Source organism: Rothia sp. HMSC065C03, assembly GCF_001837295.1.
In the GTDB taxonomy this organism is placed as follows: domain Bacteria; phylum Actinomycetota; class Actinomycetes; order Actinomycetales; family Micrococcaceae; genus Rothia.
The window spans coordinates 1-13,441 of sequence record NZ_KV832007.1 but is presented as its reverse complement, the minus strand read 5'-3'; the positions used below and the strand labels follow the sequence as shown (position 1 = coordinate 13,441).

Below are 13,441 nucleotides of genomic sequence, written 5' to 3'. Positions count from 1 at the left end.
CTTGTCCATGCGGCGTGTGGATACTCCTGCTAGGTAGCAGTCAGCGACCACTGTGATCAAGGCGCTTTCGGAGCGTTTGCGGCGTTGAAGCAACCACTCTGGAAAGTAGGTGCCTGAGCGCAGCTTGGGGATCGCCACGTCAATGGTGCCGACCCTGGTGTCCAAGGGCCGGTGGCGATACCCAGGGTTAAGGGTCAAAATGTGTGTCCGGAATCGCGGATTTTCACGGATTGACCTGTAGGTTTCCGGAAAGTATATGCTCCGGAAGCATATATCTAGCCCCCGACGGGAAATCCTCGGTGTGGCAGCCGTGATGTGCTATGCGCGGCGTGGTGTGGTGTCGCAATGTCGAAGAACCAACCACGCTGCCACTGCGGCGGTGAAATGAAACGCAACGGCACCACCAGCAAAGGCACCACCAGATGGCGCTGCAAACAATGCGGCGCCTCCAGCGTCAAACGTCGAAACGACATCACCAACGCGGCAGTGTTCACCCAGTTCATCGAGCATTGCACCACCGCAATATCACTCGACGACCTAGCCAAACGAAACGGTGTTAGCCGCGCCACCATGAAGCGGCGCTTCAAGTGGTGCTGGCTCGTTGATGTGCCTGACCCCACCGCCGGCCACCACAAGCGGATCTACGACCAGGTATTTCTCGATGGCACCTACACCGCCGGTGGCTGCCTGATCGTCGCGGCGACCATCGACCACGTGATCGCCTGGCACTGGTGCAAACACGAAACCACCCGCGACTACCAACTGCTGCTTGAACGCATCGAAGCCCCACTCATCGCCGTCATCGACGGCGGCCAAGGCGCATACAGCGCAATCAAAAAGTGCTGGCCGACTACGAAAATTCAACGCTGCCTCGTCCACGCCCAACGCGTGGTCCGCCGCTACACCACCACCAACCCACGCACCGATGCCGGGCGCACCATCTACCGACTTGCGCTGAAACTGACCCGGATCACCACACTGGATGAAGCCGCCGCGTGGGGTGTGCAACTGCACGAGTTTTCAACGATCTACCGGGAATGGATGAACGAGAAAACCATGATCAAAGACCCCAAAACAGGTGCATGGACCCGCGTGTGGACCCACCACAACGTGCGCAAGGCCTACAACAGCCTCAACCATCTTTGGCGGTCCGAGATGCTGTTTGTCTACCTCAACCCGCCAGCAGGAGTCCTTGCGCCCGAGCGGATCAAATCCACCACCAACAGCTTAGAAGGCGGCATCAACGCCCAGCTCAAACTGCTCGCCAGAACCCACCGCGGCAGATCAGGCGAACGACAACGCCGCATGCTGGATTGGTGGCTCTACTTAAAAACGGAACTGCCTGACGATCCAGTACGAATCGCCAGGCAGTCCGACTGGGGCCAGGGCCAACTCGCCAAAGTATCCACCCTGACCCAAACCGAGAACCAAGCCGACCACGAAACAGGACGCCCAGCCCTCTACGACAACGCTATCGACACCGACTACACCCACTCAATCGGCATTCAAAAAGGCCAAATCTAACCCCCGCGACACGCCGAGCCAGACACACATTTTGACCCTTAACCCTTTAATGGATATAATTAGACCCATGTTGATTTCAGGTACCGCTTTCTTGCGGTTGCGCACCAACCGCTAAGGCGGTTTCCTACCCCGTAGGTTAAAAACCGCTCCGGTCCTTTAGCCGGGCGGCTATTTGTCATGCCCGGCTCCCTTTCAAATCCAAGGAGCACACCTGATGTCTGCATACGGACACGGCCGTCACGAGCATGGCCAAAATTTTCTCACCAACCACAAGATCATCAACTCCATCATCGACCTTGTGAAACAAACCTCCGGCCCCATCATTGAGATCGGACCAGGAAGCGGTGCCCTCACTCACCCGATGGCCCACTTGGGGAGGGCGATAACGGCAGTTGAAGTGGACGCAAAACTAGCTGCCAAAATCACACAAGAAACCTCCTCGGCGGCGGTCGAAGTGGTCCATGATGATTTCCTTAACTTCCGGTTACCCGCCACTCCCTGCGTCATTGTGGGAAACATTCCCTTTCACCTCACCACTGCCATTCTTCGAAAGTTGCTGCATGCGCCAGCATGGACTGACGCTGTACTCCTCATGCAGTGGGAAGTCGCTCGCCGCCGGGCCGGGGTAGGCGCAAGCACGATGATGACGGCTCAGTGGTCCCCATGGTTCACGTTTCACCTGGGTTCTCGGGTACCAAGGCCTGCTTTCCGGCCACAGCCAAACGTTGACGGGGGGATCTTAGTGATCCGCCGGGTGGGTGACCCGAAGATTCCGATAGAGCAGCGCAAAGCCTTTCAGGCGATGGTGCACACCGTTTTCACTGCCCGGGGACGCGGGATAGGGGAAATTCTCCGAAGGGCAGGGTTGTTTTCATCACGTTCAGAGACACAATCATGGTTGCGCTCGCGAGGAATCGACCCCGCAACCCTACCTCCCAGATTGCACACCAGCGACTGGATCGATCTCTTCCAGGTGACTGGTTCCTCTTCACCGCGCCATCGGCCCATTTCACCATCGGGAAGTAGTCAACGACCTCCTCAACGGAAAAATCGAGGCCGGCGGCGTTAATCCCCACCAAAACCGAAATCCACCAGTAGTACTAAAAGGGCTCTTCCGGTTTTAGAGTGCATTGATTAGTTCGCCGGGGGTTCGGGCGTGGCACAAGATATTGGGGTCCTTGGCTTTGTAGGAAAAAGGTATCTAATCCATCCGTACAAAACTAAGGACCTACTGTGCAGCCTAACGGAAATGTCATCGTCGATACCATCTGCCGCACCGCAAAACTAGGAACTACTATCACCGGTGCCACAGAAAACGGGCTCTTCATAATTGGGGGTGTAGTTGGGGTCTGAATCCGCCGGTTTCGAGGAGGCAGCGGGTGATGTAGTGGGTGAGGTTACGGAACCCGAGGGCGGAGCCGCGTAGGTGTTCGAGGCGTCCGTTGATGGCTTCGGTAGGGCCATTGGAGGTGTGGGGGTGGTCGAAGTAAGCCAGGATGTCCCCGGCTCGGCGTTTGAGTGTCCTGCCCAGCGTGATGAGCTCGGTCAGACCCCTCGGTACACGCGTGGAGGTCAGGGTGTTGATTTCGGCTTCCATCAGGGCCTTACCCGCGTCCGTGTCGGGCGCGCGGTAGGCGTCGATGATGTTCTGGTAGGCGCTCCAAGTGACCTCGAGCGCGACGTGCTCCTCACCGGAAAACAGGTTGAGTAGTTGGTGCTGCTGGCGTGGCGTGAGCAGGCATGAGCGGGTGTGTAACATCCTGCGGGCCTTGTACAGGGGGTCGGTGGCACGCCCGCGCCGGTGGTGGAGTTCTTGCTGAATGCGTCTGCGACACTCATCCAAGGCGTTGCCAGCCAGGTGCACGACGTGGAAGGGGTCCATGACCGCCCTCGCGCCGGGGAGTTCTTCAGTGGCTGCGCTTTTGAACCCGGTGAATCCATCCATCGCGACGATCTCGATGCGGCTTCGCCACGTGTCGGGGCGGGAGGCCAGCCAGGTTTTGAAGACCTGCTTGGAGCGACCCGGGACCATGTCCAAGAGTCGGGAGGGGCCGCTGCGTTCTCGGATGGGTGTCAAGTCCAAGATAACGGTGACGTATTTGTCTCCGTAGGGGGTGTGGCGCCACACGTGTTCATCCACCCCGATGACACGCACGCCATCGAACCGAGTTGGATCATTGATCAGTAGACGCTGGCCTTCACCCAGGACAGCGGTGTTGGCGGTATTCCAGGACACACCGAGGGCCTGGGAGATACGCGCCACCGTCAAATGATGAACGACCAGCCCAGTGAGCGCCCAGCGCACCGCCGCACGCGAGAGCTTGGCGCGCGGATCGGCCGCTTGGCTCATATCTTGACGCCACACATGGGCGCACTCCTGGCACCGGTAGCGGCGCACGCTCACGTGCAAGATCGTGGGGCGCCACCCGTAAGGCTCGTGCGCCAAGCGCCTGATCACCGTGTCACGCGACTCGCCCTGGCATCCGCAGCGTCGACACCACCGGTCCTCACCAGCAATCCGGCAAGCCAACACTGCATGGTCTGGCCACATGCGCTGGCCCGTCACTTCCAGGCCCAGGTCATCCAGGCGCGTGAACGCGCTCAGGTCAGGGCGATCAAAGATAGTATTGGCCATGTCGAGGTCTTTCAGATGGACGGTGTAGCAATCTCCATCATCGGAAGACCTCGACCCCTACCCGGCCACGACACGCCCAACCCCGCCCACAACACCTACACCCTCAAATGCGAAGAGCCCTTTTAGGTACTTGCTTTCCTAAAACTGATGTGATACAATGATTTAATCCAGAAAAGGAGTAAAAAATATGCGGCAAGGTATTCTTAAATAAAACTATAATCAAATAGTGGGAACAAAGGATTATGATAGCTCCTTTTGTAGGGGCTTAGTTTTTTGTACCCAATTTAAGAATACTTTTGCCTTATCAATTTTGACATATCCCCAAAAACAGCAATCACAAACAGGTGTATGCTGTATATGTGTATGTCCGCAACTTATAATCCCCAGCGGTAAAAGTATTAGCCGCTGGGGATTTTTGCGCCCATTCGGGCCTTGTATGGAGGATAGACATGAACATTATCAATATCGGGATTCTTGCCCATGTAGACGCTGGAAAGACGACCTTGACGGAGAGTCTGCTATATGCCAGTGGAGCCATTTCAGAACCGGGGAGCGTCGAAAAAGGGACAACGAGGACGGACACCTTGTTTTTGGAGCGGCAGCGTGGGATTACCATTCAAGCGGCAGTCACTTCCTTCCAGTGGCACAGATGTAAAGTTAACATTGTGGATACGCCCGGCCACATGGATTTTTTGGCGGAGGTGTACCGCTCTTTGGCTGTTTTAGATGGGGCCATCTTGGTGATCTCCGCTAAAGATGGCGTGCAGGCCCAGACCCGTATTCTGTTCCATGCCCTGCGGAAAATGAACATTCCCACCGTTATCTTTATCAACAAGATCGACCAGGCTGGCGTTGATTTGCAGAGCGTGGTTCAGTCTGTTCGGGATAAGCTCTCCGCCGATATTATCATCAAGCAGACGGTGTCGCTGTCCCCGGAAATAGTCCTGGAGGAAAATACCGACATAGAAGCATGGGATGCGGTCATCGAAAATAACGATGCATTATTGGAAAAGTATATCGCAGGAGAACCAATCAGCCAGGAAAAACTTGCGCGGGAGGAACAGCGGCGGGTTCAAGAAGTCTCCCTGTTTCCGGTCTATCATGGCAGCGCCAAAAAGGGCCTTGGCATTCAACCGTTGATGGATGCGGTGACAGGACTGTTCCAACCGATTGGGGAACAGGGGAGCGCCACCCTATGCGGCAGCGTTTTCAAGGTTGAGTACACCGATTGCGGCCAGCGGCGTGTCTATCTGCGGCTATACAGCGGAACGCTGCGCCTGCGGGATACGGTGGCCCTGGCCGGGAGAGAAAAGCTGAAAATCACAGAGATGCGTATTCCATCCAAAGGGGAAATTGTTCGGACAGACACCGCTTATCAGGGTGAAATTGTTATCCTTCCCAGCGACAGCGTGAGGTTAAACGATGTATTAGGGGACCCAACCCGGCTCCCTCGTAAAAGGTGGCGTGAGGACCCCCTCCCCATGCTGCGGACGTCGATTGCGCCGAAAACGGCAGCGCAAAGAGAACGGCTGCTGGACGCTCTTACGCAACTTGCGGATACTGACCCGCTTTTGCGCTGCGAGGTGGATTCCATCACCCATGAGATCATTCTTTCTTTTTTGGGCCGGGTGCAGTTGGAGGTTGTTTCCGCTTTGCTGTCGGAAAAATACAAGCTTGAAACAGTGGTAAAGGAACCCACCGTCATTTATATGGAGCGGCCGCTCAAAGCAGCCAGCCACACCATCCATATCGAGGTGCCGCCCAACCCGTTTTGGGCATCCATCGGACTGTCTGTTACACCACTCCCGCTTGGCTCCGGTGTACAATACGAGAGCCGGGTTTCGCTGGGATACTTGAACCAGAGTTTTCAAAACGCTGTCAGGGATGGTATCCGTTACGGGCTGGAGCAGGGCTTGTTCGGCTGGAACGTAACGGACTGTAAGATTTGCTTTGAATACGGGCTTTATTACAGTCCGGTCAGCACGCCGGCGGACTTCCGCTCATTGGCCCCGATTGTATTGGAACAGGCATTGAAGGAATCAGGGACGCAACTGCTGGAACCTTATCTCTCCTTCACCCTCTATGCGCCCCGGGAATATCTTTCCAGGGCTTATCATGATGCACCGAAATACTGTGCCACCATCGAAACGGTCCAGGTAAAAAAGGATGAAGTTGTCTTTACTGGCGAGATTCCCGCCCGCTGTATACAGGCATACCGTACTGATCTGGCCTTTTACACCAACGGGCAGAGCGTATGCCTTACAGAACTGAAAGGGTATCAGGCCGCTGTCGGCAAGCCAGTCATCCAGCCCCGCCGTCCAAACAGCCGCCTGGACAAGGTGCGCCATATGTTCAGTAAGATCACTGGTTGATTTCCGATCCCAACCGAACACATTGAGCTGACGGCACGCTCCCGCAGTTAACCGAACGCCCCCGAGGTCCTATCCGGGCCCCGGGGGCGGCATTTTCCCAGTTGAAGGAATGGTGGAGATGTGTTTCGATGGGTCCGGTGGCCATGCTCCGCCCGCCGCCCGGCACCTCTTCCCAGACTCAGCCGGACGGTCGGTCCGTCTATTCCGTTTTTCTCCTAGGCTAGGCCAGCGGGGCATCGCCCCTCTCTGCGCGCGCCCTCTCGATGAGCCCCGGCGTCAGGTCGAGATCGCCGAGCGGCACGTCCTCCACGCCGTAGGCGTCCAGCAGCGCCGCCGCGTCCTCCCCGAGCATCGCCCTGAAGGCGCGCGCGGGCGTCGCGAAGCCGAGCGCGCCGCGGGGCTCGGAGTTCACGTGCGACATGGCCAGCGCCAGGTCGGCCGGGGCGAGCCGGTCGAACCTGATTCCGGCGCCCTTGGGCAGCAGCTTCCTGATCTCGACGTGGTTGCGCTCGCAGGCGCCCTTCTGGTCGCTGCGCCTGGGGTCGCAGTAGAACAGCCTCGTCTCGCCCGGCCCCTCGCCGAGCAGCGCCGCGATCGCCGCCTCGTCGGAGAACTCGGCGCCGTTGTCGGTGAGGACGGCGCGGAACACGCGGCGCGTCCCGTCGGCGCCGAGGATGGCCCGGACGCCCTCCAGGGCGTCCGCGACGCACCCGGCGGTCTTCTCCTCCAGCGGCAGCGCGAGCTGGAGCCTGCTGGGGCGGTGCAGCAGCGTGAGCAGGCAGGCGGAGTCCTCCCGGGCCCCCTCGACGGTGTCCATCTCCCAGGCCGCGGCGCACGCGTCCTCCCCGAGGGCGAGGAACGCGGCATGCGACCTGCGGGCGGAGTGGCGGGTCGCCGCCCGGCCCGCGGCGCGCTTCCTCGGCCTGTAGCCGACCTTGCGCCTGAGCTCCATGTTGGTCATGCCGTCGTAGCCCGCCGAGACCCAGCGGTAGATGGTCGACGGCGACAGGTCCACCGGGCCGCCGTTGCGCGCCGCCATCTGCTCGGGCGACAGCCCCCGGCGCAGGCAGTCCCTTATCGCCTCCAGCCTGGCCGCCGCGGCGGGCTCGTCGGCGTCTATCCCGCGCCTGGACGAGACGAGGACCGAGTCGGCGCACAGCTGCGCGGCCCGGGCCTCGTAGAAGACGTGGGGGCGGCGCTTGCAGCCGATCGCGCGGTACCGGCCGCACCCGTTGCAGCAGCGCGGCCACGCCGCCAGGCGCGGGCAGGCCGCCGACAGGTCGGCGGAGGCGTCCACGCGCTCGCCGCGCCTGGCCTTCGGCGCCGTCACGAACCTGTGCGACGCCACCTCGGCGCTCACCGTCGAGGGCGACCTGCCCAGCTCCCTCGCGATCTCCCTGCACGACGCCCTGCGCTCCAGCATCCTCTGGACCGTGTCCCGCTCGTGCCTCGTGAGCCTTCCGTAGGCCCTCGGGACCGCCCTTGCGGAGCCGCTCTTCTTCTTTCCGGACATGCCGTCCTCCGATCTCCCGGGGCCGGCCGATCCGGCCCTCAGGGTATCGGGTTCCCACATTCATCCGCACATGTGCGGATGAATGTGGGAGGTGTTCGGATAAAGTTGATAATCAAGGTGAAGTCTCCAGCTCCAGCTACATGGATGTGTTCTATCCGAAGTACCAGGTGACCTGGGATATGATGAACGTTGCCGGTCCGAACAGCATGTTCATGCACTGCCTGCCCGCCAACCGTGGCGAGGAAGTCGTCGACGAGGTCATGGACGATCCCGAGCGCTCCCTGTGCTGGGTCGAGGCCGAGAACCGCAAGCACTCCATTCGCGCCATCCTGGCCACTCTGTGCCCCCAGAGCGAGCCCGACGAGCAGAAGGCTGCGGCATACCGCGCCACCATCAATGAGCGCATGGCCGCTCTCGGTAAGCACGGTCTGTAAGACGTACCAGGTCGGGCGAGCTACGGCTCGCCCGCCTTCGCAGGAGATGGGCGACCTCATGGCCATCGGCGAGGAGAACTGCAAGGTCTCCGACGACAACCGAGTGCATCAAGGGCGCCGACTTCATCTACACCGACGTGTGGTATGGCCTGTACGATGCTTTCTGATGGGCGGCAGCAGATGCTTGTCTCTTGCTGCCCATCATCTGCGCCACTGCGCGTAGGCACTGGCGCCCTGTCTGAAGTTAAACAGACCTTTCGAGTGTGCACGAAGTGATTGCGCCAACAACGAAGCCCCAACCTGCTCGCTAACTCATGGGCAAGCCACCTGAGACTACTCATTTCCCCTACTAGCAATGAAGGCCTGCAACCTGCAGTTTTGCAAACTGCTTGAAAGGCGCCTGCGTTGATTCACTTCCTATTGCAGCTGGCGGCTCGCACACGAAAAGGCACTTGAGTTTCAAAGCGGGCGTTTTCGTCGATATCGAGCCTCCAAAGGCGGCTCTCCGTGCCCCTTGGGACAAAAATAAAAACTCAATACTCTGAGTTTGAAAATGGTTTTTGAAGTTGTCCCAGCTTTTGTCCCCGAAGCCGATGAAACACGACATAGTGTTACTTGGCGGCACTCGGTTTGAGACGGCATCGAAAACTGAGGACAACTGGAATGTCGGGACAGTAAAACTGAAGCCATCGAGTGGGAGTAGGCCGATAGGGTTCTGACCTGCGATTTTGAGTGCCGCACTGTGCCGCTGAGTTTCGTTTCGTACGAGAGTCATGACAAAGCCACCAGCGACGGAGATGAGTAAAAGCGATTAAAGAGCCTCCGTTCCCTGCGTTGGGACGGAGGCTCTTTCTTTGCCGTTTTACTCCCTTGTCTCCGTTCGGGGATTATTTCTTGCTCATTTAGGGCTATTCGCGCTGAAAGATTTTGACTAGCTTGGTGTCCTTTATTTCGTAGACAATGTCTGCGACGTTCTCGACCAGCCTCTTATCGTGGGAGACGAACACTATCGTTCCGGCATAGGCGCTCATCATCTGCTCGAGGGCTTCGGCGCTCTTGATGTCCAGGTAATTTCCAGGCTCGTCCATGAGCAAGATGTTGTATCTGCCCAGCAGCATCTTCGCGAGTAGCAGCTTGATGACTTCGCCTCCCGAGAGAACGCCAACGTCCTTTGTCAGGTCGCGCGGTCCGATTCCCATAGAGGCGAGGATGCCTCGAATTTCGGTCATGCTGTACTCGCAACCATCCTGCATGAACGAGATCGCAGACTGACGGGCGTCGAACTTGTAGCCTGTTTGCTCGAAGTAACCGATCTCTGCCTTGGGAGAGATGTTGATACCGTCGGCGCGTCGAGCGATTGCCTTCAGCAGGCTGGTCTTTCCTGTACCGTTGCCACCGGTGATGGCCACTTTGGCACCGAGCGGTATCTCGAATTTCGCGTGGTCATAGAGCATGCAGTTGCCGAAGCTCAAGCTGAAATCGTCTGCCGAGATGGGAAATTTACTATGCAGTTCCAGGGCCTTGCTCTGGCGGAACCGCACGGCGCGAATGCTATCTGGGGCCTCAATCCCTTCGAGCGCTTCGAGGCGCTTCTCCATGTCCTTAGCCGCCTGGTACATCCTCTTCTGTTTGGTGCCGGTTGCTTTCTGATGCCCCAATCGACCTGCATACTCGTTGCTTTTTTTCGCAGCCTTCCGCTTGGCGTCGACCTGCCGTGCTTTTTTCCGTTGTTTTTCGATGGCGGCTTCGAGGCGATCGCGCTCGCGCATCGCCTCTTCGTATCGAGTCGCCTGAGCTTTGCGCTCTTCTTCTTTCTGTCGCAGATAGTCGGAGTAGTCACCCCAGAATTCGGAAATACCGCCGTCTTTGAGCTCCCAGATCTTGTCTACCACCTGGTCGAGAAAATGACGGTCATGGCTCACGATGAGCAGAGCCCCATCAAATGCCTTGAGTTGTCCGACGAGAAGGCGGATGCCGTCTTGGTCGAGGTGGCTCGTAGGCTCGTCGGCGAAGATCGCGCTTGCATGCTGGGAGAGTGCAGAGGCAATCTTGGCGCGTGTTTCCTCCCCGCCGCTCATCGTCTCCTGCGCCACTCCGGCGACGTTGAGACGGGAGAGCATCTCACCACTGTCCTGAGCCGCATCAAGGTCGAGTTCATCGAGTTGGCCGATGAGGGCAATGCTGCCGAAGCGCCTGACGTCGGCGTCCGCAATGGTAAGATTGCCGCTCAGAATTTTAAGCAGGCTGGTTTTGCCTGCGCCATTGTCTCCCACCAAGCCGATGCGATCGTAGGAGTAGATTTCCAACTCTTCGATATCTAGGATATCGCGGCCGGCATATTCCAAAAAGATGTCTTTAGCTTTGACTATGAGTTCCATAGGTTGAACCGCCTTTTGTGTATTAGCGTTTTACTGGAAGCGCAGCCATGCCAAAAAAGATTGCTCACGTCGATTTTTCGCCTTTGCCCAATTGCCGGCGCGAGCGTTTTGACCTTGCGCAAGCCGGCAAATCCGAAAATGATAGTTGGCGACGAATAAGGAGCGCGATGCGGAATGTCGGTGCAATACCTCGTCGTCGCAAGGGCTTGAAGGCTGACGCTTGAACCGATGGCTGCTGCCTCTTTTTTTCGAATACTTGGGCTATTGAATCTGCCCGGTATCTCTTTTCCCCGCGTTTCGGACGCTCGGAGCAAGCAGCATAGCCATCGCAAGCAGTACCATGGTCGCTCCAGAGCCGACGAACCATAACGGAGCTCCAAGCAGATCCGCAAAAACGGAGGGGGCTGCGAGGCCCATGGGCATGGCCCACGCCATGATGGTTCCGTAGAGGCCGAAAACGCGGCCTAGGTACTCAGGAGGTATCTGCTCCTGCATAAGGGCAGTCTGGGTTCCCGCGTACAACGGGGAGCATGCGCCCATAAGAAAGCTCACCGGCAGGAAAGCAGCGAACAATGACGGGCCGAGCGATCCGGATACGATTGCGGCAATGCCGAAGCCGGCAATCGCGGCGACCATGGTGAACGACCTATTGCGGAACCCTCCCGTGGCCGCCAAAATGCCGGACCCAGCCAGCATGCCTGCAGAAAAAAGGATTTCCACCAAAGCGGCATCCCCCGTGCTACCGCCAAAATGCCCCAAGGTCATTATTGGGAACAATGCCGCGAGCGGAGAGAACGCGAAAGCGAAGACGAACCCGCACCAAAGAAGGGCGAACAGCCCCCTGTACTCCCTAATCAGCTTGTAGCCGTCCGAAATCTCAGAGAAGAGCTCTCGAACCTTATTGGAAAAGGACAAGCTGCGGTCGGCTTCATCGAGGCCCCCTGCGTCTATCTGTGCGGCGAGGACGGCTAAAGAAGCGAAAAGCGCTCCCAGCACGTCGAGGACAATCATAGCGGTAATGCCCGCCACGGGATAAATCACTGCTGCAAGCGCGGCGCCAAGAATGTATCCGCCGGACTGAATCGCCTGAGTCACCCCCGATAGGCGAACGAGATGCTCTGGCGGGGCGAGATGGGGCGTGAGAGATTGGGAGGCTGGCGTGTAGAACGAAGTACCAACTGCACGGAGAAACAGGGCGATGAGAATTAGCCATGCAGGTAAGCTGCCGGCCAACGAGGCAATCGCCAAGGCGGCACCCACCGCGGCAATGAAGAGGTCGGCGCCGATGAGGACACGTTTCAAAGGCAGTCTGTCGACAACGGCGCCCGCAAGGATTCCGAACAAAGCAATCGGCAGAAAGCCTGCCAGCGATGCTAAGGAGAGGAGAGAAGACGACCCTGTCGTGAGGGCGAGATGCCAAATAAGACCCATTTGGAGAATCGAACTCGTCAATGTCGAAACGAGCTCCCCGCCCCATACGAAACAAAGCTTGAATTGCCATGAATGGCACAGCAGAACAGACCTGCCCCGAGAGGTTTCAAATATCATGGTTATGTCCAATCGTGAAATGGCGTGCAGAAAAACAGCGCGACGCCACAACAGCGCCGCTTTCTAGGCGCTCATCCACGTGCGGAAAAGACCAACCACGACACCCCTCCTTTGTTAATTCGGTCTGGCAAACCATGTAATATGTAATATTAACGAGGCTTGAGTTTGCCTGTCAAGAATCGAGCATCGGTAAGGGCAATCCTCTCTGGCCATTCGATTCCTTTTGTATCTTTGGTTGCATAGGTGACCCGCCAGGGCTATTACGCGTGGAAGAGGCGCCTGCCGAGCTGGCCGATGAGGCGCTGAAGATGGCCCTGGTCAGGCGAAACGATCCCAAGGGATGCGTACATCATTCGGATAGTAAGAATGTTGCCAGCAGGTTTTGCGGCAACCGCAAAGGAGCCGTATCCTGCAGCTGGAATCACGTTGCAGCATCCTGACCCGCATTCCGATTGGCGGACGGCCCGCTTCGGCATCCTGACCAGCACAGCGATCGAGCCTTGTCATTCCTTGGATATGCCGGTTGCTCGGGGCGGTCCCGACGGAGGCCCTCGCCTCCCCGGTCCGTGACCCAAGAAGGGCAAGCATGCTGATCTGCATGGCTGGTTCCTCCTTTATGTAGACGACCATGCAAAGAAGGGACAACCGAGGAGGCAGGTTACTGATGCGGGCTCCCGCACGCCCATGACTACCCGACGGGCTGTTTTTCATCTCCGATGCCCGCATTGCAGCATGAACGAATGTGCCTCGACATCTCTGCTGGCATGGTACGACTGGGATCGCACCTCGACGCATCCTTGCGCATACTGCCTTCCAAGTTTCGAAACCGGGAAGGAAAGTGTATGTGAGCGACGATATCGGCGCCGATTCGACGCTCGAGAGGGAGATTGCGCCGATTCTATCCATCGGGGATGCATTCCCGAAGATTCTCATCACTCGCACGAGGCATGAGCCCCATACCCGGGAGGGCGTGCTCGTGCTGAATTTCGCGAGGTGGCTGCTTGGCGGGTCAAGTCCTGTGGAGTGGTGTAATCGTT

The 13,441-nt window shown here is 58.0% G+C and carries 9 protein-coding genes and 2 pseudogenes; 6 read left to right on the top strand and 5 right to left on the bottom strand.

Going from position 1 to position 13,441, the window contains the following annotated elements:
- A pseudogene (locus tag HMPREF2605_RS09345) lies at nucleotides 1–195 on the bottom strand (transposase); the annotation flags it as partial.
- A 150-nt stretch (nucleotides 196–345) separates the two neighbouring features.
- Here HMPREF2605_RS09345 and HMPREF2605_RS09230 point away from each other — a divergent pair.
- From HMPREF2605_RS09230 to erm, 3 genes are all read left to right on the top strand, one after another.
- A complete protein-coding gene (locus HMPREF2605_RS09230; RefSeq protein WP_005323424.1) occupies nucleotides 346–1,524 on the top strand; it encodes an IS256-like element IS1249 family transposase in 1,179 nt (392 codons plus the stop codon).
- A 49-nt stretch (nucleotides 1,525–1,573) separates the two neighbouring features.
- A complete protein-coding gene (locus HMPREF2605_RS09735) occupies nucleotides 1,574–1,639 on the top strand; it encodes an erythromycin resistance leader peptide (RefSeq protein WP_071569110.1) in 66 nt (21 codons plus the stop codon).
- Between the two features lie 99 nt (nucleotides 1,640–1,738).
- A complete protein-coding gene (gene erm / locus HMPREF2605_RS09225) occupies nucleotides 1,739–2,593 on the top strand; it encodes a 23S ribosomal RNA methyltransferase Erm (RefSeq protein WP_049353249.1) in 855 nt (284 codons plus the stop codon).
- 255 nt (nucleotides 2,594–2,848) lie between these two features.
- On the opposite strand, the gene HMPREF2605_RS09220 is transcribed toward erm, so the two are convergent.
- Nucleotides 2,849–4,159, bottom strand: coding sequence for an ISL3 family transposase (locus HMPREF2605_RS09220; RefSeq protein ID WP_049353248.1), 1,311 nt, complete (start codon nucleotides 4,157–4,159; stop codon nucleotides 2,849–2,851).
- 449 nt (nucleotides 4,160–4,608) lie between these two features.
- Between HMPREF2605_RS09220 and tet(W) the strand changes: the two genes are divergently transcribed.
- On the top strand, nucleotides 4,609–6,531 hold the full coding sequence (tet(W), locus tag HMPREF2605_RS09215; protein ID WP_070824660.1) for a tetracycline resistance ribosomal protection protein Tet(W): 1,923 nt from the start codon (nucleotides 4,609–4,611) through the stop codon (nucleotides 6,529–6,531).
- Nucleotides 6,532–6,751: 220 nt separating this feature from the next.
- Here the strand turns inward: tet(W) and HMPREF2605_RS09210 are convergent, their stop codons facing one another.
- On the bottom strand, nucleotides 6,752–8,044 hold the full coding sequence (locus HMPREF2605_RS09210; RefSeq protein WP_005987407.1) for an IS30 family transposase: 1,293 nt from the start codon (nucleotides 8,042–8,044) through the stop codon (nucleotides 6,752–6,754).
- Between the two features lie 146 nt (nucleotides 8,045–8,190).
- Here HMPREF2605_RS09210 and HMPREF2605_RS09205 point away from each other — a divergent pair, with 146 nt between their 5' ends.
- On the top strand, nucleotides 8,191–8,478 hold the full coding sequence (locus HMPREF2605_RS09205; RefSeq protein ID WP_204371245.1) for a Rossmann-fold NAD(P)-binding domain-containing protein: 288 nt from the start codon (nucleotides 8,191–8,193) through the stop codon (nucleotides 8,476–8,478).
- Between the two features lie 908 nt (nucleotides 8,479–9,386).
- On the opposite strand, the gene abc-f is transcribed toward HMPREF2605_RS09205, so the two are convergent.
- Nucleotides 9,387–10,856: a ribosomal protection-like ABC-F family protein gene (gene abc-f / locus HMPREF2605_RS09200; RefSeq protein ID WP_005987409.1), complete on the bottom strand. Its 1,470-nt coding sequence runs from the start codon at nucleotides 10,854–10,856 to the stop codon at nucleotides 9,387–9,389.
- A 261-nt stretch (nucleotides 10,857–11,117) separates the two neighbouring features.
- Entirely contained in the window at nucleotides 11,118–12,404 is a 1,287-nt protein-coding gene (locus HMPREF2605_RS09195) for an MFS transporter (RefSeq protein ID WP_005987410.1), read from the bottom strand.
- An 844-nt stretch (nucleotides 12,405–13,248) separates the two neighbouring features.
- Between HMPREF2605_RS09195 and HMPREF2605_RS09595 the strand changes: the two are divergent.
- A pseudogene (locus HMPREF2605_RS09595) lies at nucleotides 13,249–13,441 on the top strand (hypothetical protein); the annotation flags it as partial.

Excerpts from the sequence above, each read along its gene's own strand:
- HMPREF2605_RS09230 (WP_005323424.1), top strand. The coding sequence starts at position 346 with ATGTCGAAGAACCAACCACGCTGCCACTGCGGCGGTGAAATGAAACGC.
- erm (WP_049353249.1), top strand. The coding sequence starts at position 1,739 with ATGTCTGCATACGGACACGGCCGTCACGAGCATGGCCAAAATTTTCTC.
- HMPREF2605_RS09220 (WP_049353248.1), bottom strand. The coding sequence starts at position 4,159 with ATGGCCAATACTATCTTTGATCGCCCTGACCTGAGCGCGTTCACGCGC.
- HMPREF2605_RS09210 (WP_005987407.1), bottom strand. The coding sequence starts at position 8,044 with ATGTCCGGAAAGAAGAAGAGCGGCTCCGCAAGGGCGGTCCCGAGGGCC.
- abc-f (WP_005987409.1), bottom strand. The coding sequence starts at position 10,856 with ATGGAACTCATAGTCAAAGCTAAAGACATCTTTTTGGAATATGCCGGC.
- HMPREF2605_RS09195 (WP_005987410.1), bottom strand. The coding sequence starts at position 12,404 with ATGATATTTGAAACCTCTCGGGGCAGGTCTGTTCTGCTGTGCCATTCA.